The organism is Sediminivirga luteola (genome assembly GCF_014639315.1).
Lineage (GTDB): Bacteria > Actinomycetota > Actinomycetes > Actinomycetales > Brevibacteriaceae > Sediminivirga > Sediminivirga luteola.
In genome coordinates this window covers 160,752-183,716 of record NZ_BMFY01000007.1, presented here as the reverse complement: position 1 = coordinate 183,716, position 22,965 = coordinate 160,752, and the positions used below count along the sequence as shown (strand labels likewise).

21 protein-coding genes and 1 pseudogene are annotated in these 22,965 nt (G+C 70.1%); 11 read left to right on the top strand and 11 right to left on the bottom strand.

Annotation, left to right across the window (positions count from 1 at the left end; genetic code table 11):
• The first annotated feature begins 33 nt into the window (after positions 1-33).
• Complete coding sequence (gene glsA / locus IEW13_RS09695; RefSeq protein ID WP_188550722.1) at positions 34-1,389, top strand: glutaminase A; 1,356 nt, start codon at positions 34-36, stop codon at positions 1,387-1,389.
• On the opposite strand, the gene IEW13_RS09690 is transcribed toward glsA, so the two are convergent.
• The gene (locus IEW13_RS09690) at positions 1,386-2,141 is read right to left on the bottom strand and encodes an SDR family NAD(P)-dependent oxidoreductase (RefSeq protein ID WP_188550721.1); all 756 of its coding nucleotides are present in this window, start codon (positions 2,139-2,141) and stop codon (positions 1,386-1,388) included. The two genes, glsA and IEW13_RS09690, sit on opposite strands and share 4 nt — an antisense overlap.
• A gap of 239 nt (positions 2,142-2,380) precedes the next feature.
• Here IEW13_RS09690 and IEW13_RS09685 point away from each other — a divergent pair, with 239 nt between their 5' ends.
• Together IEW13_RS09685 and IEW13_RS17445 are read left to right on the top strand one after the other, a co-directional pair.
• Complete coding sequence (locus IEW13_RS09685; RefSeq protein ID WP_229745063.1) at positions 2,381-3,124, top strand: iron-siderophore ABC transporter substrate-binding protein; 744 nt, start codon at positions 2,381-2,383, stop codon at positions 3,122-3,124.
• Complete coding sequence (locus IEW13_RS17445) at positions 3,121-3,372, top strand: TroA family protein (RefSeq protein ID WP_229745062.1); 252 nt, start codon at positions 3,121-3,123, stop codon at positions 3,370-3,372. The genes IEW13_RS09685 and IEW13_RS17445 overlap by 4 nt, the downstream gene beginning before the upstream one ends.
• A 343-nt stretch (positions 3,373-3,715) precedes the next feature.
• Here IEW13_RS17445 and IEW13_RS09680 read toward each other — a convergent pair whose 3' ends face one another.
• The 3 genes from IEW13_RS09680 to IEW13_RS09670 are packed head-to-tail and all read right to left on the bottom strand — an operon-like array spanning position 3,716 to position 6,803.
• Complete coding sequence (locus tag IEW13_RS09680) at positions 3,716-4,498, bottom strand: sulfite exporter TauE/SafE family protein (protein ID WP_229745061.1); 783 nt, start codon at positions 4,496-4,498, stop codon at positions 3,716-3,718.
• The gene (locus IEW13_RS09675) at positions 4,495-6,030 is read right to left on the bottom strand and encodes a gamma-glutamyltransferase family protein (RefSeq protein WP_188550720.1); all 1,536 of its coding nucleotides are present in this window, start codon (positions 6,028-6,030) and stop codon (positions 4,495-4,497) included. The genes IEW13_RS09680 and IEW13_RS09675 overlap by 4 nt, the downstream gene beginning before the upstream one ends.
• Positions 6,027-6,803, bottom strand: a complete 777-nt coding sequence (locus IEW13_RS09670; protein ID WP_188550719.1) for a FadR/GntR family transcriptional regulator — start codon at positions 6,801-6,803, stop codon at positions 6,027-6,029. Before IEW13_RS09670 ends, IEW13_RS09675 begins: the two co-directional genes overlap by 4 nt.
• 387 nt (positions 6,804-7,190) lie before the next feature.
• On the opposite strand from IEW13_RS09670, the gene IEW13_RS09665 reads away from it, so the two are divergent.
• The 4 genes from IEW13_RS09665 to IEW13_RS09650 all read left to right on the top strand — a co-directional run bounded on the left by IEW13_RS09665 (position 7,191) and on the right by IEW13_RS09650 (position 10,718).
• On the top strand, positions 7,191-8,063 hold the full coding sequence (locus IEW13_RS09665; protein WP_188550718.1) for an ABC transporter substrate-binding protein: 873 nt from the start codon (positions 7,191-7,193) through the stop codon (positions 8,061-8,063).
• 108 nt (positions 8,064-8,171) lie between these two features.
• Entirely contained in the window at positions 8,172-9,029 is an 858-nt protein-coding gene (locus IEW13_RS09660; RefSeq protein WP_188550717.1) for an ABC transporter substrate-binding protein, read from the top strand.
• 43 nt (positions 9,030-9,072) lie between these two features.
• On the top strand, positions 9,073-9,879 hold the full coding sequence (locus IEW13_RS09655; RefSeq protein WP_188550716.1) for an amino acid ABC transporter permease: 807 nt from the start codon (positions 9,073-9,075) through the stop codon (positions 9,877-9,879).
• Between the two features lie 11 nt (positions 9,880-9,890).
• Entirely contained in the window at positions 9,891-10,718 is an 828-nt protein-coding gene (locus tag IEW13_RS09650) for an amino acid ABC transporter ATP-binding protein (RefSeq protein WP_188550715.1), read from the top strand.
• 134 nt (positions 10,719-10,852) lie between these two features.
• Here the strand turns inward: IEW13_RS09650 and IEW13_RS09645 are convergent, their stop codons facing one another.
• Both IEW13_RS09645 and IEW13_RS09640 read right to left on the bottom strand, forming a co-directional pair.
• Complete coding sequence (locus IEW13_RS09645) at positions 10,853-11,971, bottom strand: glycosyltransferase family 4 protein (protein ID WP_188550714.1); 1,119 nt, start codon at positions 11,969-11,971, stop codon at positions 10,853-10,855.
• 117 nt (positions 11,972-12,088) lie between these two features.
• Positions 12,089-12,754, bottom strand: a complete 666-nt coding sequence (locus IEW13_RS09640; RefSeq protein ID WP_188550713.1) for a CGNR zinc finger domain-containing protein — start codon at positions 12,752-12,754, stop codon at positions 12,089-12,091.
• A 46-nt stretch (positions 12,755-12,800) separates the two neighbouring features.
• Between IEW13_RS09640 and IEW13_RS09635 the strand changes: the two genes are divergently transcribed.
• Positions 12,801-13,664 carry an alpha/beta fold hydrolase gene (locus IEW13_RS09635; protein WP_188550712.1) on the top strand — a complete coding sequence of 288 codons (864 nt, stop codon included), beginning with the start codon at positions 12,801-12,803 and terminating at the stop codon, positions 13,662-13,664.
• Positions 13,665-13,931: 267 nt separating this feature from the next.
• The gene (locus IEW13_RS09630) at positions 13,932-15,245 is read left to right on the top strand and encodes a DUF418 domain-containing protein (protein WP_229745060.1); all 1,314 of its coding nucleotides are present in this window, start codon (positions 13,932-13,934) and stop codon (positions 15,243-15,245) included.
• Here IEW13_RS09630 and IEW13_RS09625 read toward each other — a convergent pair.
• Entirely contained in the window at positions 15,222-15,809 is a 588-nt protein-coding gene (locus IEW13_RS09625) for a TetR/AcrR family transcriptional regulator (protein WP_188550711.1), read from the bottom strand. The genes IEW13_RS09630 and IEW13_RS09625 overlap by 24 nt on opposite strands.
• Before the next feature lie 262 nt (positions 15,810-16,071).
• Here IEW13_RS09625 and IEW13_RS09620 point away from each other — a divergent pair, with 262 nt between their 5' ends.
• Entirely contained in the window at positions 16,072-16,851 is a 780-nt protein-coding gene (locus tag IEW13_RS09620) for an SDR family NAD(P)-dependent oxidoreductase (protein ID WP_188550710.1), read from the top strand.
• A 161-nt stretch (positions 16,852-17,012) separates the two neighbouring features.
• Here IEW13_RS09620 and IEW13_RS09615 read toward each other — a convergent pair whose 3' ends face one another.
• From IEW13_RS09615 to IEW13_RS09600, 4 genes and pseudogenes are all read right to left on the bottom strand, one after another.
• Entirely contained in the window at positions 17,013-17,900 is an 888-nt protein-coding gene (locus IEW13_RS09615; RefSeq protein ID WP_188550709.1) for a hypothetical protein, read from the bottom strand.
• On the bottom strand, positions 17,897-18,475 hold the full coding sequence (locus IEW13_RS09610; protein ID WP_188550708.1) for a signal peptidase I: 579 nt from the start codon (positions 18,473-18,475) through the stop codon (positions 17,897-17,899). The genes IEW13_RS09615 and IEW13_RS09610 overlap by 4 nt, the downstream gene beginning before the upstream one ends.
• Positions 18,476-18,602: 127 nt before the next feature.
• Positions 18,603-19,088 (bottom strand): annotated as a pseudogene (locus IEW13_RS09605) (hypothetical protein); the annotation flags it as partial.
• Positions 19,089-19,745: 657 nt separating this feature from the next.
• A complete protein-coding gene (locus IEW13_RS09600; protein ID WP_188550707.1) occupies positions 19,746-20,894 on the bottom strand; it encodes a M20/M25/M40 family metallo-hydrolase in 1,149 nt (382 codons plus the stop codon).
• 294 nt (positions 20,895-21,188) lie between these two features.
• Between IEW13_RS09600 and IEW13_RS09595 the strand changes: the two genes are divergently transcribed.
• Complete coding sequence (locus IEW13_RS09595; protein ID WP_229745059.1) at positions 21,189-22,871, top strand: PucR family transcriptional regulator; 1,683 nt, start codon at positions 21,189-21,191, stop codon at positions 22,869-22,871.
• Positions 22,872-22,965 lie beyond the last annotated feature (94 nt).

The following is a 22,965-nucleotide window of genomic DNA, read 5'->3' as shown; positions in this document are numbered from 1 at the left end:
GGCCAGAAGCGTCCCCCAGCCAGGAGGCACCCGATGGCCGAACGCGTGATGTCACCGATCGAGCGGGAAGTCGGGGAGGTCTTCGAGCGCGTCCGCGGGATCGGCGGCGGGAAACTGGCCTCCTACATCCCCGAGCTCGGCAAAGCCGATGAGGAGGCCTTCGGCTTAGCGGTCTGCACCGCCGACGGGTTCACCGCGGGCCTGGGAGACGCGGACCAGGAGTTCACCATCCAGTCGATCTCCAAGCCCTTCGTCTATGGTCTCGCCTTGGCCACCCACGGGCGGGAGGACGTCGACGCGTACATCGACGTGGAGCCCTCGGGCGAGGCGTACAACGAGTTGAGCGTGCACCCGGAGTCCGGCCGGCCGCTCAACGCCATGATCAACGCCGGCGCCATCGCCGCCAGCTCACTCGTCCCGGGCCGCACCGTTGAGGAGCGCATCGACGCGGTCGTGAGCCTGCTGTCCTCCTACGCGGGCCGGCAGCTGGAGCTGGACCAGGGCGTGCTGGACTCGGAGACGCAGTCCTCCTACCGGAACCGCGCGATCGCCTATATGCTCCGCGCGCACGACATGATCGCCTGCGACCCGGACGAGGCGCTGGCGGTGTATCTGGCGCAGTGCGCGGTGAAGGTGACGTGCGAGGACCTGGCGGCCATGGGCGCGGTCCTGGCCAACGGCGGCGTGCAGCCCCGCACGGGCGAGCCGATCCTGGAGCCGGACGTGCTGCGCCGGATGCTCAGCGTGATGGCCACCTGCGGCATGTACGACGGCGCGGGCAACTGGCTCACGGATGTGGGCATGCCGGCCAAGAGTGGCGTCTCCGGAGGGATCATGGGGGTGCTGCCGGGTCAGCTGGCGGTCGCGGTCTTCTCGCCGATGCTGAACGATCACGGCAACAGCGTCCGGGGCGTGGCGGCGTTCACCGAGCTGTCCCGCGAGTTCGGGCTGCACATCTTCGACCGTCCGCGCGGCACCACCCGAACTCTCCGGCGGCAGATCCCGCTGGCCAAGGCGGAGGAGCTCGATCCCGGCCTGGCGCAGGCGCTGCAGGAGCAGGAGGAGGACGCCACCCTGTACGTGCTTCAGGGCGATATCCACGTGGCTGGACTGCAGAGCCTGGCAGAGGCGATGGCGGAGGAACCGGAGTCGACCGCCAAGCTCGTGATCGACACGAGCGAGGCGGGCGCCATCACGGAACAGGCCAAGGACGAGATCCGCAGGCTCGCGGAGCACTACGTCTCACCGGAGCGCGAGGTCGTGGTGGTCGATGCCGATCCGCAGGACCGGGAGCTGGCGGAAAGCGTGGGGATGAAAGCGTTCCCCACCCTGGACGAGGCGGCGGCCTGGTGCGCCGGGGAAGATCCCAGCGAGGCGCCGGCCGGTTAGCGGCTGGTGTAGCCGCCGTCCACCAGGTGGTAGCTCCCGGTGATGAAGGAGGCCCGGTCCGAGACCAGGAAGGCGATCAGGTCCGCCACCTCCTGCGCGGTGCCGAGCCGCCCGAGCGGGTGCTGGGTGGCCAGGAACTCCAAGGTCTCGGCGTCCAGATTGGCGTCCAGCAGGGGTGTCCTGATGAAGCCGGGCCCGACCGCGTTCACCCGCACGTCCTGCTCCGCGTACTCCAGCGCCGCGTTCTTGGTCATGCCCACCAGCCCGTGCTTGGCGGTGACGTAGGCGGAGGACTGCGCGAAGCCGACGGAGCTGAGGATCGAACCGACGTTAACGATGCCGCCGCCCCCGTTCGCGGCGATCGCCGGAAGCTGTGCGCGCAGACCGTAGAACACGCCGTTCAGGTTGATGTCGATGACCTTCTGCCAGCTTTCGATCGGGTACTCGCCGATGGGTGCCGCAGCGCCGCCGACGCCGGCATTGTTCACCGCGATCCGCAGCGGTGCCAGCTGCTGGGCGGCTTCGACGGCGGCCTCGGCGTGGGCGGGATCGCTGACGTCCCCGGTCAGGGCCACGGCGGTGCCTCCGTCCTCGGAGATGCCCGCGGCGACGGCCTCGGCCGCCCCGGCATTCAGATCACTGACGAGCACAGCGGCGCCGCTGGCGGCGAGGGTCCTGGCGACTTCCGCGCCGATGCCGGAGCCTGCCCCGGTCACGATGGCGGATCGGTTCTTGACGTCGTACTCGGGCATGTCCTGCTCCTTAGGGCGTCATCGGGCCGGTGTCCGCCGCCGGAAGGCGCGAAAATGGCCTTGCGGTTCCATCGTAGGCGTGCCATGCGCCCAGTGGCCAGGGGTGTCCGGCCGGTTGCCGAAACCCCGGTGGACGCCGCAGCCTGGGAAAGCCCGGATGAGGTTATGCTCGCTTTAGTCCGCTGCCGAGGACCGGCGGCGGACTCGCTTATGTCCCACCTCGAAGGAGACCCGACCCGATGAAGCGCCGGCCCCTGGCCACCCTGGCAGCACTTGCCCTCCTCACCGCCCTTTCCAGTTGCGGTGGAGCCGACGACGGTTCAGCCGAGACGGCGCCGGCGCACACGGGATCCGGTGCGTTCCCCGTGACCGTCGCCACCGAGTTCGGCGACGTCACGGTCGACGAGCAGCCCGAACGCGTCGTCGCGCTCGGCTGGGGCGATGCCGAGACCGCCTTGGCTCTTGGCATCCAGCCGGTAGGCGCCTCGGACTGGCTCGCCTTCGGCGGCAGCGGCGTCGGGCCGTGGGCCGAGGACCTCTACGACTCGGCACCGGAACTGATCGAGACCCTCGAACCGTCGTACGAAGCGGTGGCGGCACTGGAGCCGGACCTGATCCTGGACGTCAAGAGCTCCGGCGACCAGGAGCGCTACGACCAGCTCTCGCAGATCGCCCCCACTGTGGGCATCCCGGAGGGGAAGCACTCGTTCCTGACCTCCATCGACGAGCAGGTGACGCTCATCTCCAGTGCCCTGGGGGTGCCGGAACAGGGCAAGCAGCTGCTGGAGGACCTCGAGGGGCGATTCGCGGAGACGGCCGGGGCCCATCCGGAGTTCCAGGACAAGACCGTCTCGGTCGCCGCGCTCAGTTCCGGCGGGTGGGGTGCGTACATCGCTGAGAGCGAGCGGGTCATGTTCATGCAGCGGCTCGGCTTCACGCAGAACCCCAGATCGAGGAACTCACCCCGGAAGGCTTCAGCGTGAGCCTGCCGGAGGAGCAGCTCGGGCTCCTTGACGCGGACCTGATCGTCGTCTTCCCCATCGGCGTGTCTGCCTCCGATGTGACCGGTCAGGTTCTGTTCGAACAGCTGCCCGCCGTGCAGGACGGGCGCGCGATCGTCTTCGACGAGGACGATGAGGCGATCCGGCTGGCGTACTCGGCGAACACCGTCCTGTCGGTCCCGTACGCGCTGGAGAACGTCGTCCCGCTGTTGTCCGACGCCCTGACCTGAGCCGGCGCCACGGACCCAGGCATGCCCCGTGCGGCGTCATGACGGCTGGGCCGTGCAGGTAAAACGACACCCTAGTGACAGAACCACACCGTCTACGGTGTCGTTTTGTCACTAGGGTGTCGTTTCGTGCGTCCCGGACGCGGATGCGCTGTGCCCGGTAGCTGCGGCGACGGGTGTCGTTTCGTGCGTCCGGCCTCACCGAGAGCCGCACTCAGTCGTCAGTGCTGTCGCCAGCCCGAGGAACTCGCGGACCTGGTCGGCCACAGCAGGGATACTGCTTTCCAGCATGATCCCGGGCGCGGGCGTCCGGCCTCAGCGTGCGTCCCGGGGGGGCGGCGAGCCCTCAGGTCTTGCGGATGTGCTTCAGGACGAGCTGCACCGCGGCGAAGAGCAGCAGGAGGGAGAAGGCCGCGTTGGACCAGAACGGCGTGATCAGCGTCGCCGCCCAGACACCCAGCGGGGAGACGAGGCAGGCGGTGCCGCCGATGTAGAGCGCGTACCGCAGGTCCACGTTGCCGCGCCGCTGGTTCCCGATCGTCGCAGAGACGGACCCGGGAACCATCATCAGCAGCGAGGTGCCCTTGGCGACCAGGTCGCTCGCGCCGAAGAAGAAGATCAGGATGGGCACCAGGATGATGCCGCCGCCGACGCCCAGCAGACCGGAGAGAGTGCCCACCAGGACGCCGGCGGCCAGGAGCCCGGCGATGGTCAGCGGGGTCAGGTCGATCGTGTCGTCCCGGTCGGGGACCACCAGCCAGAGGCTCACGATCACGGCCGCCATGAAGGCCAGGAAGGACCAGAACAGCACGGGCTGCGGGATGCGCGCCAGGAGATAGCTGCCCAGCTGGGCGCCGGCCACCACGCCGACGGCCAGCAGGATGCCCGCGATCCAGTCGATGCTGCCGGTCACCCCGTAGCCTGCAGCGCCGACGACGGCGGTGGGAAGGATCGCCGCCACCGAGGTGCCGGCGGCGATCCGCTGCGGCACGTTCAGCATCAGCAGCATGGGCACGATCAGGAACCCGCCGCCGACGCCGAACAGCCCCGAGAGCAGCCCCGCGACGAGCCCCAGCAGGATCAGCGCCGTGGCGGAGAGCTTGGGCGGCGGGCCCACCGGGGCTCTCACGCGATCACGACTGCCGAGCCGTCGGAACGGGGATCGCTCGCGGCGCGGTAGCCGCCGTCACGGATCTCGATCACGTTGGAGTGACCCAGGTCCTCGTCCCGCGGCGGGACCGTGGTGATGGCGAAACCGGCGTCGCCGATCGCGGCGCGGGCCTGGGCGTCCATATCGGCCTCGACGATAGCCGGGACGTCTCCGTTCTCGCGTGGCACGTCCACGACCCAGCGCGGGGACGAGGTCGCCTCCAGCGGGGAGGCGCCGCCGAGGAGCCGCAGCAGCAGATGGGCGTGGATCTGCGGCTGCGCCTGCCCGCCCATCGTCGCGGTGACGTAGCGCAGCGCGCCGTCCTGCTCGGCCAGGACCGGCATGAGCGTGTGGGGCGGACGCCGGCCCGGTGCGAGCGCCGCCGGATGAGCCGGGTCGAGCGAGAACGCGGTGCCGCGGTCCTGGAACAGGATGCCGGTCTCGGGTTCGAGGATCCCGGCGCCGAAGGACTTGTACACGGACTGCACGAGGGACACCGCCCAGCCGTCCGCGCTGACCGCCGTCAGGCCCACGGTGTCCCCGGTAGCGGCCGTCGGGACCGGCGCGGACGCCGGCGCGGGCACGGTCAGCATTTCCTCCGCCGAGAGGCGCATGGCGTGCGGATCGGCCAGATGCGCGCCACGGACCTGGTTGCCCTCGTGGAAGAGGGCGGCGACCCGCCCGGCGTCCGCGCCGTAAGGAGCGTCGAACGGTGTCTGGTCCCGTTGCAGTCCCAGGAGCGTGCGCAGCAGTGAGAAGCCTTGCGTGTTCGGCTGCCCGGTGTGCACTCGCAGGCCGAAGACGTCCGCGCTCAGCGGCTCCTCGACGACTGGCGCATACGCTCTGGTGTCCTCCTCGGAGATCCGGCTGCCCAGCGCCTGCAGGCCGGCGCGCCACATCGCGGCGAGTTCGCCGGTGTAGAACTCCGCCGGGCCGTGGGCGGCCAGCCGCTCCAGGGAGCGGGCCAGCGCTGGCTGCCGCAGGGTCTGACCCTCGAGCAGCGGCTCCCCGTCGGGGAAGAAGATGGCGCGTGCGCCCGGGTCGGCCTGCAGCATCGACTCGCCCTCGCGCAGCGCGGCGGCGACGGAGCGGGCGACGGGAGCGGACTCGGCGTGCCGGCGTGCGGCCTCCAGCCGGGCCGGCCAGTCCAATCGTCCGCCGAGCCCGGCCAGTGTGTCCCATCCCGCGATGCCGCCGGGCACCGTGATGGTGTCGACGCCGCGGGCCGGCAGGGCGCTCCCGTGCTTGGCGCGCATCTCCTCCAGGGAGACGCCAGCCGGGGCCGGGCCGGTGGCGTTGACGAACCGGACCTGTCCTTGGGGGTCCCGGACGAGGGCGACCAGATCGCCGCCCAGGGCGACGTTGTTCGGATAGACCACGCAGAGGGCTGCTGCGGCGGCGATGCCTGCGTCGATGGCGTTGCCGCCGCGACGCAGCGCCTCGGCGCCGGCCTCCGTGGCCAGGTAGTGGGACGTGGCGACGGCGCCGAGCGGCCCGGTCGTGGTGGTCATGCGGTCTCCTCTCGGTCCGGCCCGGTGGCCGGCGGCGCGGGATGGTCGGTGCGGGCGCGCTCCTTCGCGCGCAGGGCTTCGATCAGGATGGAGTCGACGTGGGCGCGGGCCTCGGTCTCGGCGGCCTCGGCGTCGCGGCTGGCGATGGCCTCGTAGATCCGGCGGTGCGCCGCCGAGGAGGAGCGGCGGCGCTCCTGGCTCTGCAGCGCGATGCGGCGGCTGACGGCGAGCTGATCGCCGATGAGCTCGGTCAGCTGGGCCAGCAGGGGATTGTGCGTGTACTGCGAGATGGCCTGGTGGAACGCGCGGTCCAGCTCGGCGTAGCGTTCCAGGTCCTCCTCGGTCTCCATCTCCTCGACCAGGGCCCGCAGCTGCGCCAGGTCGCGCTCCGTCACGCGCGCTGTGGCCAAGGCGGCGATGGGCGGCTCGACGACGGCGCGGACCTCCATGATCCGGCTCAGCTCGACCGAGCCGGGATCGGCGGCATCGACCAGCGCGGAGAGCGCGGTGCCGGCGCTGCCGCCGCGCTGAGCGGGAGAGACCACGATCGTGCCCCGGCCGGGTTTGCGGTCGATGAAGCCCCGGCTCTCCAGTTCGTGCAGCGCCTCGCGGATGGAGACCCGGGAGACGCCGAGCATCTCGCCGAGTTCGCGCTCGGGCGGCAGCCGGTCACCGGGCTTGAGCGTGCCCTCCAGGATCAGCCGTTCCAGGTCGACGGACAACCTCTCGGGCACCGAGAGCGCGTGCGATCGGCGCAATGATGTCCAGTCCATTGAGTATCACTTCCTCGTGTCCGCCGGCCTGCGACCGCGCGGGATGGATCTTTGGCGGCATGTGCGTGCCGCCGCCGATGCCTTCCGTGCGGGTCCGGTGCAGGGCCGATGCGTGAGCGGGCGCGCGATCCGAGTCAGGGGTGCGTTCTCGAAGGTTACCCGGTCACGGCACAACCGGCTTTATGGCGATATTGACAGTTGGTCAGACCAACTGTCAAACTTGCCACCACTGAGACCGGCATCACACCACCGCCTGCACGCGGCCGCCCGGTCTCGGTGCCGCCCGGCCAGCCGGACGGGTTCAGACGGGGACGGATTCGTGCCAGGCACCCGGACCACACCGGGCACATCGGCGGCCAGATCGTCCACACGCAAGGGGAAGACACCATGAAGAAGGTCCTGAACACGACGCGGGCCGTGCGCGCCCTCGGCCCGCTGACCGCCGTCGGCGCACTGCTGGCGCTGAGTGCATGCGGCGGAGGCGATACGGCCAGCGGGGAACCGGATGAGAACGCCGGTGAGGCGGCGAGCGCGGAACTGATTTCCGACGGCGCCCTGACGGTCTGCAGCACGTTCAACAATCCGCCCAACACCTTCCGCGAGGAGGACGGCAGCGAGACGGGCGTGGAGATCGAGATCGCGGCCGCGCTGGCCGAGGGCATGGGCCTGGAGCCCGCCTGGCACGAGGTCGCGTTCTCCGGGATCATCCCGGCCCTGCAAGCCGGGCAGTGCGATGTCATCATGGCCTCGCTCTACATCCGGCCCGAGCGCGAGGAGATCGCGGACTTCGTCCCGTACCTCATGGCCGGCACCATGGTCGCCGTGCCGGATGACAACCCCGCGGAGATCACCGGCTACGACGACACCCTGTGCGGAGTGCGCGCCATCGCGGTCACCGGCTCCACCGGCGCCGGGCTCCTCGACGAGAAGAGCGAGGAATGCCAGGGGAACGGCGATCCGGCGGTGACCATCACCCTGGTGGACCGGGGCACCGACGCGCTGAGCCAGATCGTCGCCGGCCAGCAGGACGCCTACGTCAACACCGTTGAGCAGCTCCTCTACTTCGAGATGGAGCATGAGGGCTTCACCACCATCGGCGAGCCGTTCGGCGAGGTGGAGATCGGCGCCGCCACGCTCAAGGGCACCGAGGGCCTGCACGACGCCCTGTCCGAGGCGTTCGACGAACTCGTCGAAAGCGGCCAGTACGAGGAGATCCTTCAGACCTGGGGCCTGGAGCGCCAGAGCATCACGGCGGCGTGAGCCGGCAGGACGTTCCTGCCGGTCACGAGCGCGCGGACGCGCGCATCACGCATCACCTTGTCTGGCAGGAACGTCCTGCCGGACTCCGAGCTAAGGGAGAACACCACTGTGAACGCTGTCCTGAGGAACACGACCCCGAAGCGAGTGCTCGGCGCTGCCGCGGCACTGGCCTCGCTCGCGGCGCTCGGCGCCTGCGGCGGCGGGGCCGCCGGTGAGGAAGGCTCCGAGGAGGGGCTGTCACTCGTCCGCGACGGGGCACTGACCATCTGCGCCAACCTCGCCACCCCGCCGAACATCTTCACGGACGAGGCGGGAGAGCCGCAGGGCGCCGAGGTGGACATCGCCGAGGCGATGGCCGAGAACCTCGGGCTCGAACCGGACTTCCGGGAGTTCAACTTCTCCGGCCTGATTCCCGCGCTGCAGGGCGGGCAATGCGATGTCATCATCTCATCGCTGTACATCCGGCCCGAGCGGGAGGAGATCGCGGACTTCGTGCCGTACCTGCTCTCGGGTTCGGCGGTCGCGGTCTCGGAGGAGAACCCGGCGGGCATCACCGGCTACGACGACACCCTCTGCGGCGTGCGGGCGCTGGGCATCACCGGCGCCACCGGTGCCGGGCTGCTGGAGGAGAAGTCGGAGGAGTGCGAGGCCGAGGGCAAGCCGGGGATCGACATCACCCTGACCGATCGAGCCGCCGACGGCCTGCAGCAGGTCATCGCGGGGCAGCAGGACGCCATGCTCGACACCGCCGAACTCGCCGGCTACTTCGAGATGCAGTCCGAGGGCGCCTTCCAGCTGGTCGGTGAGCCGTTCGGCGAGATCGAGATCGGCGCGGCCACCCTCAAGGGCGTCGAAGGCGTGCACGAGGCGCTCATGGGCGCTTTCGAGGAGACCGTGGAGAGCGGTCGCTACGCGGAGATCCTCGCGGAGTGGGGCCTGGAGCATCAGGACATCGCCAATGCCTGAGCGTGCCGCGACGCATCCGAGCCGACAGGAGGGAATCTGACGCATGAACTTCAACTGGGAGTTCTTCTGGCAGGCGCTGTTCACACCTAGCCGCCAGTTCCTCGACGGGCTCATGCTCACGATCGTCATCTCGGTGGTGGCCATGGCGCTGGCCTTCATCGTCGGGCTGATCATCGCGCTCATGGGCCGCAGCAAGTTCCTGCCGTTCAAGATCTTCGCCAGCCTCTACATCTGGGTGATCCGGGGCACGCCGCTGCTGGTCCAGCTGGTGATCATCTACACCGGATTCGCCGCGGCCGGGATCTTCCGGTTTGAGGACGCCGACCTGTTCGGCCTCGTCATCCGCGGTGCCGTGCAGGCCGCCATCGTCGGCCTGATGCTCAACGAGAGCGCCTATGTCGCCGAGATCGTCCGCTCCGGGCTGGAGTCGGTCGAACGCGGCCAGCACGAGGCGGCGCTGTCCCTGGGCATGACGCCCCTGGCGGCGATGCGCCGGATCATCGTGCCGCAGGCGATCCGGATCATGGTCCCGCCCCTGGGCAACTCCTTCAACCAGATGATGAAGCAGACCTCCATCCTGTCCATCATCGGCGTCTCGGAGATGTTCCAGGTGGGTACGATCATCAGCTCGGCGACCTTCATGGTGTTCGAGATCTACATCGTGGTGGCGCTGTACTACCTGCTGCTGACCACGGTGTGGACCTTCATCCAGGCACAGATCGAGAACGTCCTGAACACCCGTGCCGGCCTGCCGAAGGCCGAACCGGTCTTCAAACGGCTGTTCGGGGTGCGGAGCAAGAAGATGACCCGGCAGCAGCTGCAGCAGCACGCCGACGCCGTGAAGGCATGAGGAGCGTCACCATGAGCAACACGAGTGAGACCGCCACCATGGCGGACGGGGCGTCCGGTTCCGGTGCCCCGCAGGGCGAGTCGATCGTGAAGGCGATCGACGTCCACAAGGCATTCGGCGACAAGGTCATCCTCTCGGGTGTTTCCCTGGAGGTCGCTCGCGGGGAGGTGGTGGTGCTGGTCGGCCCGTCCGGCGCGGGCAAGACCACCTTCCTGCGGACCTTGAACATGCTCGAGCCCATCGACGGCGGGGAGATCCACGTCAACGGGCAGCGGATCGGGCAGAAGGTCAACTCCCGCGGCAAGCTGGTGGACTGCTCGGCCCGGGAGCTCGCCGCGCAGCGTGCGGACATCGGGTTCGTCTTCCAGCACTTCAACCTCTTCCCGCATATGACTGTGCTGGAGAACGTCTGGCATGCACCGGTCCACGTCAAGGGCGAGAACAAGAACGAGGCGGTCGCCCATGCCCGCGAACTGCTGGAGAAGGTCGGCCTGGCCGACTGGGCCGAGGCCCGGCCCCGGTCGTTGTCCGGCGGTCAGCAGCAGCGCGTCGCCATCGCCAGATCGCTGGCGATGCGCCCGGCGCTCATGCTGTTCGACGAGCCGACCAGCGCCCTGGACCCGGAGATGGTCGGCGAGGTCCTCGCGGTGATGAAGGACCTGGCCAACGGCGGCATGACGATGGTCGTGGTCAGCCATGAGATGGGTTTCACGCGGGAGGTGGCCGACCGGGTCGTGGTGCTCGACGGAGGGCGGATCATCGAGGACGGCGCCCCGGCGCAGGTGTTCAGCGATCCGCAGCACGAGCGGACCCGGCAGTTCCTCTCCAAGGTGCTCTGAGGCCGCCGGCAGGACCGTCGCGCCGATCGCCGGGCCCGTTCGCGCTGCATGCGTGGACGGGCCCGGCGATCGGCGTCCGGGGTATCGGCACGGTCCGCCGCCGGAGCCCCCAGCCGGCCCCGTGGCGGCATCGCTCAGTGCGCGGCCAGGGCCAGGGTGCGTGCCTCCCGGTAGTGCCCGAGCAACTGTGCGGTGAGCGCCTCCCAGGTGCGATTGCGGACCGACTCGCGGGCGGCCGCCGCGAAGGATCGCCGTTTGGCGTCGTCGCCGGCCAGGTCCGCGACCCGGGAGCGCAGATCGCTCAAGTCCCCGGGACGGTAGAGCCAGCCGTCGACGCTGGAGCGCACCAGGTCCACCGGCCCGCCCCGGCCCGTGGCCACCACCGGCACGCCGCTGACGAGCGACTCCTGGATCGTCTGGCAGAACGTCTCGCTCTCACCCGGGTGGACGAACACGTCGAGGCTCGCGATCGCCTCGGCGAGGGCGTCGCCGCTCAGGAACCCGGTGAACACGGCGCCCGGGAGCATCCGTTCGAGCAGGTCCCGGCTGGGGCCGTCGCCGATGATCACCAGCTGGGCGCCCGGGATGTTGTGCAGTGCCCGCAGATCCTCCACCTGCTTCTCCGGGGCGAGCCGGCCGACGTAGCCGATCAGCACCTTGCCCGGGGCGATCCGGGAGCGCCACGCTTCGCTGCGCCGGGCCGGGGAGAACCGGTTCACGTCCACACCGCGGCCCCAGCGGCGCAAGCGGTCCACCCCGAGGCCGTTCAGCTGCGCTTCCGACGCCGAGGACGGCGCCAGATTGAGGGTGGCCCGCTTGTGCAGCCGGGAGATGTGCCCGGCCACCAGCGGCGCCGCGCCGCGGACGCCGTACTTCTCCGCGTAGGAGATCACATCGGTCTGGTACACCGCGACGGTGGGCGTGCCGAGTGACTCCGCGGCCAGCTGACCCTGCCAGCCCAGCACGAAGGGGGATGCCAGGTGCACGACGTCCGGGTCGAAGTCGCGCATGATGCGGGTCAGCTTGCGGACGCTGGCCAGGGCCACCCGGACGTCCGGGTACGAGGGGAGCGGGGCCGAGGGGAGCAGCGTGGTGCGGGCGCCGTGGAGATCGGCGGTGATCTCCCCGGAGCGGGGCGCCAGCACGAGCGCCTCGTGCCCATCGGCGGCCAGGCAGCGGAGCACCTGGAGAACGGAGTTGGTGACCCCGTTCATATGCGGCAAGAACGACTCTGCGAGCAGCGCGATCTTCACGTTCTCAGGTGTACCAGCAGCCGGCGCCGTGTGACGCCCCGCGGCGGGGCCGGTAGGCAAGAGTTCACCGGCTGCTCGGGTCCCCGTCACGGACCGGTCCCCGTTTCGTTGCTCTCGTTACCCCACGGTTGCCTTCCCGGCGGCATGCCGCGCGGCCTTGGCCCGGTTGCCGCAGCGCTCCATCGAGCACCATTTCCGGCGGCCGCCGCGGGACTGATCCAGGAAGCGCAGGCCGCAGCGTTCGTGCGCGCATACCTTGACGCCCTTGGCCTCGCCGGCGGCGACGAGCGCGATGGCGTCCGCCGCGACCGCGCCGAGCACGTCCCGCGCGCCGAAGCCCACGGCGACGGTCCGGTCAGGGTGGTCTTCGTCCAGCCGCGGGACCGGAGCGCCGCGGGCCCGCCGGTTGATCCGGCGGGCATCGGCGGCAGTCGGGTGCAGGCCGGGGGAGAGCAGGGCGTCGATGGCTGCGCGCAGCCGGCGCGCCTCGGCCAGCAGCCGGGCCGATCCGCCGCCGATGCGGGCCTCGTCCGCCCCCGGGATCTGCGCGGCTTCAGTGGAACGACCACCCGGGGGCGCTTGGGCGGGGATGGCCGCTCCGGGCGGTACGACGGCTCCGGCAGCGAGGGCACAGTCGAACCATTCGACGAGGTCCTCCGTCGTGTGCAGGGTCTCCCGGGGCCGGCGAGTGCGGTCACGCAGGGTGTTGAGGAAGTCCAGCGCGAGTGCGCCTCCGTCGAAGATCCAGTCCTCGGCGGCACGGGACGTACGGGTGGCGGTCATGCTCTCAGTCTATTGACTAACCGGTTCAACCGGTTAGAGTCATGGCATGAACGTGATGACTCTCCCCTCCCTGAAGATGCACTACCGGCAGTGGGGCGGCGGTGAGCGCACCGTGGTCCTGCTGCACGGCTGGCCCCAGACCTCGCAGTGCTGGGAGGAGCTGGCGCCCCTGCTGGCGGGGGAATTCCGTCTCATTGCCCCGGATCTGCGCGGCTACGGGCTGAGCGACAAGCCTGCCGGCGGTTACGACAAGCGCCGGATGGCCGCCGACATCATCGAGCTCCTGGACGCTCTCGGCGTGGAGCGTCCCCATCTGGTCGGGCACGACCGCGGCGGCCGGGTGGCGCACCGGTTCGCCCTGGACCACCCGGACAGGTTGGCGAGCCTGACGGTGCTGGACATCGCGCCGACCCACGCGATGTTCGCCGCCGGGATGCGCACGGCAGAGGGCTTCTTCCACTGGCTGCTGCACATGCAACCGGATCTGCCCGAACTGCTCACGGCCGGCCGCGAGGAGCAGTACCTGCGGTACTTCTTCAACCGCTGGACCCTCCGCCGGGACCGGCTCGAACCGAGGATCCCCGACTATGTCCGTGCCTTCCAGGCGCCCGGCGCCATGCGCGCCGGCTTCGACGACTACCGTGCCAGCCGGGAGGACATCGAACTCGACGAACAGGACCAGAGGGCCGGCCGGCTGGTGCAGGTCCCGACGCTGGCGCTCTGGGGCGGACAGGGACTGGCCGGCGGCCTCTCGGTCCTGGACATGTGGCGGCCGTACGTGGCCGGCTCCGGGTCCGGCGAGGACCTGCTGAGCGGGCACCCGGTGGGCGAATGCGGCCACTTCATCCCCGAGGAGCAGCCCGAGGAGCTCGCCGCCGAGCTGCTGAGGTTCTGGTCGCGGCTCGGCTGATTCCCTGCGGGCCAGACGCTGGGCTTTCCCTGCTGGTCAGACGCTCCGCCGCGGGGACGCGCTCTTGGAGGGGCGCGCTCGTGGACACGACGGCTCCGCGGCGTGGCCCGGGCGCCGGGGCGTTCTCGGGCATCGCCGGCAGCGACGGCCGGAGGGGTGGCGCGAGTCAGAACGACGGGTCTCCCGCCCGGAGCGACGCGTGCGGTCTGTCCGGCCGGGCCGATACGATGACGGCAGGGACCGTATCCCCGACAACGTAAGGACCCCATGAGTCAGGCCGTCGCGTCCGCGCCCCCGCCCTCCCCCGCCGTCCCCCGGGCTCTGGCCCCCGACCTCGCGCGCGGCATGATGCTGCTGCTGATCGCCGTCGCGAATGTCTCCTGGTACCTGTGGGGTCACGAGGGTGGCGCCTACCTGGTCCATCCCACCGACGGGGGACCTGGCGACCGCGTCATCGCGGCGCTGCTCGTGGTCTTCGTCGACGGCCGCATCTATCCGATGTTCGCCTTCCTCTTCGGCTACGGGATGGTCCAGTTCTGCCGGTCCCGCACGGCGGCGGGCCTCGGGGAAACCGACATCCGCCGGCAGCTGCGCCGACGCCACTGGTGGCTGATCGCCTTCGGCTTGCTGCATGCCGCGCTGCTCTTCGCCGGGGACATCCTGGGTCTGTACGGTCTGCTCGGTCTCCTGATCGGATGGCTCTTGGTCTTCCGCCGGACCGAGACCATCCAGTACTGGCTGGTCGCACTCGGCGGCCTGGCGATGTCCACGATGGTGGTCGGCGTCTATGCGATGGGCGGCCTCAGCCTGCTGGAAGCGGTCGTGGATCCGGCGGAGACGGGCGGCATGCAGGCGCAGGCCTTCGGCGTCGACTGGGTCCGCGATTCCATGAGCGGAATCGAGCCCTACGGCCTGGCGATGCTGCTGCGCGTGGCCATCTGGCTGGTCATCCTGCTGGGGCAGCTCTTCACCTTCTTCGTGCCCTTCTGCATCCTGGCCGGGGTCCTGGCTGCGCGCCACGGGTTGCTCGACCGCCCGGCGGAGCACACCCGGACGCTGCGCCTGCTGGCCGGGTACGGCATCGCCATCGCGTGGCTCACCGGAATCCCCGCGGCACTGGCGTACCTGGGTGTCATCCCCGGCGGCGACGCGACGCTGAGCATGCTCAGCCTGCTGGCTCAAGGCGGCGGACTCGCCGGGGGCATCGGCTACGCCGCGGCCTTCGGCTTGCTGGCCCGGCGCATGGGCCAGGCGCGCGGCATCCTGTCCCGGGCCGTCACCGGCATCGGCAAACGCTCGCTGAGCTTCTACCTGCTGCAGTCGGTCCTGCTGGCGCCGCTGCTCTCAGCGTGGGCGTTCGGTCTCGGTGGACGGCTCGGCACGGCGGTGGCCGTGTCCATCGCCATCGGCGTCTGGCTGATCAGTCTTCCCCTCGCGTTCCTGCTCGAGAGCCGGGGCGTCCGAGGGCCGGCCGAGCTGGTGCTTCGCCGCCTGACATACGGGCGCCGTCAGCCGGCACGCTCCGAGGAGCACACGCCCCAGTCGTCCTTTCCCCGGTCAGCGCAGCCACCACGCCGGTGAGACCGCGATGATGGCCCGGGCGGCGTCGCGCGGGCCAGCGCCCGGGGCTTGTTCCTCCCCGGCGAGCCAGCTCTCGATGGCCCCGACGGTGCCGGAAGCGGCATAGGCGACAGCGAGGCGATTCTGGGTCGCCTGCGGCAGGCCCTCCGCCGCCGGGACCATCCCCGGGAACTCCGCGACCAGCTCGGACAGGCCTTCTTCCAGCCAGGAGAGGAGCATGGCGCGCACCGGGTCCGCCAGCCGCGGCGTCATTGCGTTGCGGTAGATCGCCCGGTGCTCGGCGATGTGCTCCAGCATGGCCCGCTCGGCGGCGTTCACGTAACCGCTGCGGTCTTCCGGGGAGACCTCCCGGCGGACAGCGCCGATGGCGGCCTCCAGTTCGTGGCGCAGCACCGCGGCCAGGAGATCGGCGGGGCCGGCTGCGTGCCGGTAGAACGTGTCGCGGGAGATGCCAGCGGCCTGGGCGAGTTCGGCCACGGTCACCTCCGTGATGGGGCGGGCGGAGGCGAGGGTGCGCACCGCCGTTCCGAGGCGGGCCCAGGTGCGCTGCTGTCGCGGATCCATCCCTCCATCATGCGCTACGGCCGCTGTGCCTGCGCGCCGGCGTGCGGGGCAGTCGATACGCCGGGGCCGTCGGGTGCGGCACAGCACCACGGATTCGGGTCCGGGCTCGCTTGCCGATGCCGGAATCGTGCCGATGCGTGAGGGCCCGGTGCTGGCGCGATGCGTCCGCACTGAGGACGCGATGGCGTCTATACAACATCTGTCCGATAACTGTAGGCTGAAGGTGCAGGCGACGCGGCCTGTACACGAGGAGGGAACCACCATGACAGAGCGTTTTTCCGGCAAAGTCGCGATCGTCACGGGAGGTGTCTCCGGGATCGGCGCGAAGATCACCGAACGCCTTGCCGCCGAAGGTGCGCGGGTCGTCGCAGTCGACATCAACGAGGAGCTGGTGGCCGAGGCGGGACGGGCTTACGGGCCGCAGGTGAGCGGTGAGCGCGCCGATGTCACCGACGAGGACGCCTTCGCCAGCGTGGTGGCCCGCACCGTGGAGCAGCATGGCACGCTCGATCTGATGTTCAACGTCGCAGGGGGCAGCAGGGCGGGCTCTCTCACCGAGATCAGCTATGAGGACTGGGACTTCACCGTCCGGTTGAACCTGCACAGCGCGTTCCTCGGCACCCGGCTGGCAGCGCGCCAGTTCCTCGCCGAGGGCAAAGCTGGCGCCATCGTCAACGTCGCCTCGCTGAACTCCGTGGTGCCCATGTTCCTCGGGGTCGGTTACACCGCATCCAAAGCCGGCGCCGTCATGCTCACCAAGCAGGCGGCTCTGGAGCTGGGTGAGCACGGCATCCGCGTCAACGCGGTCTCCCCGGGCCTGGTGGCTACACCGCTGACCCAGGGACTGCGGAGCATTCCGGGCGTGGATGAGGCGTATTTCGAGCGGATCCCCTTCCGCCGCCCGGCCGAACCGGAGGAGATCGCCGCCGCGGCCGTCTTCCTCGCCAGTGACGACGCCTCGTACATCTCCGGGGACAATCTCATCGTCGACGGCGCTTGGGCGACGACCGGCTACCCCGATCTGAGGCCGTTCCTGGGCTGAACGACCGCGTAGCGCCCGCCCGCTGCTCCCCGGTACCGCCGCACGGTGCCGGTGAGTGGCGGGCGGAGTCGTTTCCCGGGCCGGACCGGTCAGGATGTCCACTGTGGCGTGCTCCCCGCTGCGGTGTGCGGGAACCCGGGAGGTGGCGTGCAGTGCCCCGGTTACGAGCGGGGCCTGCCGTCGTGCCGTATCCGGGCGAGGAGGGCGGTGCCGCCGGCAATGAGCGCCGCGGCCGCCACCAGCAGGGAGAACACCCCGAGGCCGGTTCGCGGCAACGGATCCCCGGGCGGCGAGGCCTCGGGCGGCGCAGGCGGCTCGCCTCCGGGTGGTGGCGGTTCGCTGCCGTCCGGAGGTTCCCCGGGCGGGCCGTCGCCATCGCCGGAGGCGTGCACCGTGACGGTGAAGGGAAGCCGCAGGTCCTGGGTGTCGTTCGGTGCCGCGGCGTCCAGCTGCGCGGTGAGCTGCAGGAACCAGCTCTGCCCCGCGCCGAGCGTGCCGGCCGGCGCGGGAGCCGTGTCCAGCGGGACCTCCCAGGCGCCCGGGGCGCACTCGCCGGCCTGCCAGGCCTGCGTGCACACGTGGGCGCGGAGGGTGATCAGCCCGTCAGCCGCGGCGGCGCCGGGCCAGTCGCTGCTCAGCTCGATGGCGGCCTCATCGGGCCGCGTGTTCTGGACGTTCGCGTAGCCGCGCACGGTGCCGCCAGGCGCGAGGGTCTCCAGGCGGACGGGGCCGTCCGGGTACGTGACCTCCAGCCCAGGCGGCGTGGTGACGGCGAGGGCGGGAGCGCCGGCCAGGAGGAACGCGCTGAGCACTCCGGCGGCCAGGCCGACGCCGACGAGTCGCGGCGTGCCGTTCCGGCGCGCGCCGCCGGTACCGGGCGCACCGGACCTGGCGGCATCGGAACCGTGCCGTCGCAGCAGGCTGCTGACGCGGCGCATGTACATGCCGCTGGCCCGGCTCTGCGGGCTGCTGTCCGGCCGGTGCACATCCCCGCTCCGGGGCGGACTGGTGGAGAGTGCGGAGGGGGAGCGCTCCGTGAGGTGTCTCATGAGGTGGGACGCTCCTGCGCTTCGGTGCTGCGCCGGCGGGCCGGCATGAACCCGGAGGCCAGGAGCAGGGCGAGCGATCCGAGGGCGATGTAACTGACCGGCGGCTGTGACACCGCCCGGAAGACCCCGCCCAGGTAGGGAACCCGGATGAGCATCACATCGACCTCCGTCGCGGGATAGGGTCTCGGATCGGCGACGTCGTTGTCGTCGCCCTGCATCGTGATGAGCCGGCCGGTGCCTTCCGGGCCTTCCGGATCGGGCTCATTGGCGAGCACGCGGTGTGTCACCACATGACCGTCCGGATGCTGCAGCGTGGCGATATCGCCGATCTGGGCTTCGGCTGCGGGGACCGTGCGGCTGATGATCATATCGCCGGCGTTCAGCGTGGGCTGCATCGAGCTGGACGTGATGGCGCGGACGCCCAGCAGCCCGGTGTAGGCGGCGATCGTGAGGCCGATCGTCACCACCGCGACCACGGTCACCAGCACCGACCACGCCGTGCCGAGCGCAGAACGCCGGCGCTGCGGACGGCGCCGCGTGCCGGACGCGGTGGTGTGCTCAGGCGTGGTCATCATCTCCCGGTCACTGCAAGGTGGATACCCATCGGGCCGTCAGCGGCCGCCGGGCGCTTATGCGGCCCGGCGGGCCCGGGGAGGGCCGACGCCGCTGCCGAGGCGGCGCCGGCCCTCCCGGGCGTGTTCGTTACTCGACGGGGCCCGGGCCGTCGTCCGTGGGGATCTCGCTGGTGCCGTTGAAGGTGAAGGTCGCCGTGTCGGTGACGCCCTCGGGTGCGCTGCCCGTCTCCGGGTCCACCAGGGTCAGCGAGATGCCGATGCTTGCGGACTCGTTGGGGCCGAACACGGAGTCGGTGCTGAGAGCGAGGTCGGTCGTGCCGGCGCCGGCGGGGTCGCCCTCGAAGACAGGCTCGCCATCGGCGGTCACCTCGAGGTCCCAGACATCGGTAGCGGTGAAGCCGGAGATGTCGAGGGTGATGTAGGCGTCGACGCTGGACTCGTTCAACAGGGTGTAGGTGCCGCTCTGGGTGTCGCCGGGACCGAAGTCATCGTCGAAGCCGAGGTCGCTCGGATCGACCGTGATTTCAAAGGTACCGGTGGTGACGTCACCGGAGATTGTCGCGTCGTCCTGCCACTGGGCGGTGGTCAGGGTCAGGGCGGTGGCCAGGCCGACGACGCCCGCCGCCGCGAGGACGGTGCGAGCGCGAGGGCGGTGCGAGCGCGAGGGCGGCGCGTGGGAGTGGTTTCAGGCGTGCTCATGCGAACGGTGTCCTCTCAAAGGTCAAGCAGTGGATAGCCGGTGGAGCCGGTGGGCACTGGTGTCCGCCGACTATTCGAAGGCTATTGCCCGGGCGATTCTCCGGTCAAGGGAATTCTCAGGAAAACCGGGAAAACTGACCGGCGCCTGAATCCGCGTGCGGTCTCACCGGGGCAGGTGAAGGCGTCCGGATGAGGAGCCCTGTCTCCTATGGCATCTTCGCCTCGATGGCGCAGGTGACCTGGGCGGATATCCTTCTGATCGTTCCCGTGCGCATCCGCTGCCGCTCACCAACGCGCCCGCACGGGGTTGAGAGAGTCTTTACGGGTAAATAATTTTCGGCGGGATTCTAGTGAACGCGCGAAGAATTCCGCGAAACGTTCTTTCACCCGGTGCCCGGGCTGTGCTCATTCACTCCGCTGTGCTCGGATGTTCGCTTTCTGCCATCGCCGGGCACAAGCACATAGGTGCCCTCTGCGTCGATGCCCGCGACGGTCCAGCCGGCGGTCATGAGCGGGTGCATCGTCTCCCGGAGCGCCACCCGCCAGGCGGCCGGACCGCGCGAGGGCGGGCTTACAGCCGGGCGCTGATGAGTCCGGCCAGAAGAGCCGTCCGGGGAGCGATCTCGGCGATGATCGCGTGCTCGTGGTCCGCGTGCGCGCCGGCTCCCGCGGCGCCCAGGCCGTCCAGGGTCGGGATGCCGGCGCCGCCGGTGAAGTTCCCGTCGGAAGCACCGCCGACCTCAACCGCCTCCGGCTCTGCCAGGCCCAGCTCCGCAGCGACCCGCCTGGCCTCGGCCAGGAGTTCTTCGGCGGCCGCGCGGGGCATCACCGGCCGGTTGATCCCGCCGGTCACAGTCACCGTCGCGCCGGGGATCGGCTCCGGCAGCGCCCTGATCGCCGCGTCCACCCGCTCCTGTTCCGCCCGGGAGGCGGCACGCGAATCCACCTGCACCCGCGCCTCGGCCGGCACCGTATTGGTGGTGGTCCCGCCGGAGAGCACCGTGGGTGTCACGGTGGTACCGGCCTGCGGGTCCGACAGAGCGGCGATCTGCGGCAGCAGCAGTCCCAGGCCGACGCCGGCGTTGATGCCCTTCTCCGGGTCGAGTCCCGCATGGGAGGAACGGCCGTGCACGGTCACCTGGTACATCGCCACGCCCTTGCGTGCCACTTTCAGGGCGCCATCGGCGGCGGCCTCCATCACGTAGACGGCGCGGGCCTCGGCAGCTTCCGTGAGGATCAAATCCCGTGAGGTGATCGAGCCGACTTCCTCATCACCGGTGACCAGGATGCTCAGTCCTTCCAGGGGGCGGCCGCTCTGCGCGACGAGTGCCGCCGCGTGCACGGACATGACCAGGCCGGTGAGCATATCGAAGACCCCGGGGCCGCGCAGCACGCCGTCCTCGGCGGTGAACGGGAGCCGGTTCAGCGTGCCGTGCGGCCAGACCGTGTCCTGGTGGTTGACCAGGACCACCCGCGCTGGCCCGTCGCCGAACCGCAGCCGCAGGTGCGTCACCCCGTCGATCACGATGGTCTCCGGGCCGGCGCCCAGTCGCTCCCGCATCAGCCGCGCGACCTCTGCCGCGCCGGCCGCGACCGCCTCCAGATCGGAGGAGGGCGTCTCGACCTCCACCAGGGTGCGGATATCGGCGATCATCTGCTCCAGCCTCGCCTCAGCGGCGGGCAGAAGTCCTGGCGGGAGCTGAATGGATGACCGGTTCATGATGGCCTTTCGACGCTGAGGCCCCCTGCGGAGGACGGACGCTGTCGAAGATATCACCAGCGGTCGGTACGACATCATGCCCCTCATGGCTGGCACGAGTTGGTAGTACAAGCGGACTGCGGTGCCCGGCCCGCGCGAGGATCTGTGTGCGCCTTCCGGCTCTCAAGATGCCCAGGGGACCTTGCCGGTCATGGGGTGGCGGGACGCGAAGACGCCGGAAAAATGCGCTGTGGCATGGCAATCGCGCGGTTCCAGGGAGCAGGACGGATCTGATTAGATACAGGGATGTTTCCCGTGTCCTCTCCTCATCACGACGACGGTACCGCCGGTCCGCGCACGGATCCTCCGCAGCGGCCGCTCCTCACTCTGGAGCGGATGCTTGAGGACCTGGGTTCCACCTTTCTCGCGCCCCTGGCGGAAGTGCCGGAGCCCACTCGCCGGGTGACCGGCGTGAGCGTGTACGACCCTCTCGACGACATGCTGGTCTCACCCGGGCTGGTCGTGCTGGGCGTAGGCCTGAGCGAGGGCCCGGACCTCGTCGGCGTCCTCAGAGAGATGGCGCTAGGCGGAGCGAGCGCTCTGATCCTGCGTGAACCCGTGGCACTCGAGGCGGCGACGGCGGAACTCGCAGGCGTCCACGGGGTCGCCTTGCTGGGGCTCACCCGAGGAGCCTCCTGGACACAGCTCAGCTCCATGATCTACTCGCTGCTGGCCGAGCCCGCGATCACCAGCGAGAGCGAGACCATTGACGGTCTGCCCAGCGGTGACCTTTTCGCCGTGGCGAATGCGATCTCTTCCCTACTGGACGCACCGGTCACCATCGAAGACCGCAATTCGCGGGTACTCGCCTTCTCCAGCAGGCAGGACGAGGCCGATTCCCCGCGGATCGAGACCATTCTGGAACGTCAGGTGCCGGAGCCGTATCTCCGCATGCTGATGGAGTCCGGCTTCTTCGAGCGACTGTATTCCTCGGAGGAGCCCGTTTACATCCAGCTCACCTCGGACGACACCGAGATCAAAGGGCGTGTCGCCATTGCCGTGCGCGCGGGCGGCGAGATCCTGGGTTCCATCTGGGCAGCGGTGCCGGAGACCTTCAGCCCCGAGCAGATGGCGGTGTTCCGCGATGTGTCCAAGGTCGTGGCGCTCCACCTGCTGCGCCTGCGCGCTGGGGCGAATGTGGATCGCCGGCTACGAGCGGATCTGCTGAGCACTGCGCTCGAAGGCGGAGACGGTGCCGACTATGCCCTGGAGCGCTTGGGGATCGACGATTCGCCTATCGCTGTGTTCGCCGCCGGAGTCCTGGGGCTGAGGACGAGGAAGGCCGATGCCGCGATCGAACGTCAGCGGGTGGCCGATGCGGTGGTCGTCCATCTGGCGGCTGTACATCCGGCTGCCTGTGTCGCGCTGCTGGGGGACACGATCTTCGGTGTGCTCCCCGTGCAGTCGATGGAAGCCGGGGAAGCCCACGCGTTGCGCCTGGCCGATGACATCCTCGCCCGGGTGGGGCGGCGCACCCCGCTAGCGATGGGCATCGGGCCGATCGTGAGCAGTTCCCGGGAGCTGCTCACCGCCCGTGAAGGAGCCCGCCGGGCGCTGCGGGTGCGGATGGAGCAGGGTGACAGCGAGTCCTCCGTGGCCTTGTTCTCGCGGGTGCACGTCGAGGCGCTCCTGCTGGAGTTACGCGACCGCGTCGCCGCGGGCAAGACGACGGTCACCGGCCCGGTCGCCCGGTTGTGGGCGCACGATCAGGTGCACGACACGCAGTTCATCGAGACCCTGCGCTCCTGGCTGGACTGCATGGGCGACGTGTCCGCGGCGGCGGACATGCTGCACGTGCATCCCAACACGCTGCGCTACCGCCTGCGACGGCTGGCGGAGATCGGGGACATGGACCTTGGGGATCCCGAGGCGCGGTTCGCCGCCCAGCTGCTGCTGCGGATCGCGCCGGAACTGAGTGCTCCTGCGTCGCAGGAATGAGGGAACGGCGCGCGAACCTCTTGGTCATCTGTACAACGCGGGCATCAGAGGCCTGGCAGATCACACGATGTCAAGGAACTCTCCGGCTGACGAT

Coding starts and splice junctions, on each gene's coding strand:
- IEW13_RS09655 (WP_188550716.1), top strand. CDS start 9,073: ATGAACTTCAACTGGGAGTTCTTCTGGCAGGCGCTGTTCACACCTAGC.
- IEW13_RS09635 (WP_188550712.1), top strand. CDS start 12,801: ATGAACGTGATGACTCTCCCCTCCCTGAAGATGCACTACCGGCAGTGG.
- IEW13_RS09630 (WP_229745060.1), top strand. CDS start 13,932: ATGAGTCAGGCCGTCGCGTCCGCGCCCCCGCCCTCCCCCGCCGTCCCC.
- IEW13_RS09615 (WP_188550709.1), bottom strand. CDS start 17,900: ATGAGACACCTCACGGAGCGCTCCCCCTCCGCACTCTCCACCAGTCCG.
- IEW13_RS09650 (WP_188550715.1), top strand. CDS start 9,891: ATGAGCAACACGAGTGAGACCGCCACCATGGCGGACGGGGCGTCCGGT.
- IEW13_RS09685 (WP_229745063.1), top strand. CDS start 2,381: ATGAAGCGCCGGCCCCTGGCCACCCTGGCAGCACTTGCCCTCCTCACC.
- glsA (WP_188550722.1), top strand. CDS start 34: ATGGCCGAACGCGTGATGTCACCGATCGAGCGGGAAGTCGGGGAGGTC.
- IEW13_RS09600 (WP_188550707.1), bottom strand. CDS start 20,894: ATGAACCGGTCATCCATTCAGCTCCCGCCAGGACTTCTGCCCGCCGCT.
- IEW13_RS09640 (WP_188550713.1), bottom strand. CDS start 12,754: ATGACCGCCACCCGTACGTCCCGTGCCGCCGAGGACTGGATCTTCGAC.
- IEW13_RS09620 (WP_188550710.1), top strand. CDS start 16,072: ATGACAGAGCGTTTTTCCGGCAAAGTCGCGATCGTCACGGGAGGTGTC.
- IEW13_RS09670 (WP_188550719.1), bottom strand. CDS start 6,803: ATGGACTGGACATCATTGCGCCGATCGCACGCGCTCTCGGTGCCCGAG.
- IEW13_RS09675 (WP_188550720.1), bottom strand. CDS start 6,030: ATGACCACCACGACCGGGCCGCTCGGCGCCGTCGCCACGTCCCACTAC.
- IEW13_RS09665 (WP_188550718.1), top strand. CDS start 7,191: ATGAAGAAGGTCCTGAACACGACGCGGGCCGTGCGCGCCCTCGGCCCG.
- IEW13_RS09610 (WP_188550708.1), bottom strand. CDS start 18,475: ATGATGACCACGCCTGAGCACACCACCGCGTCCGGCACGCGGCGCCGT.
- IEW13_RS09690 (WP_188550721.1), bottom strand. CDS start 2,141: ATGCCCGAGTACGACGTCAAGAACCGATCCGCCATCGTGACCGGGGCA.
- IEW13_RS09625 (WP_188550711.1), bottom strand. CDS start 15,809: ATGGATCCGCGACAGCAGCGCACCTGGGCCCGCCTCGGAACGGCGGTG.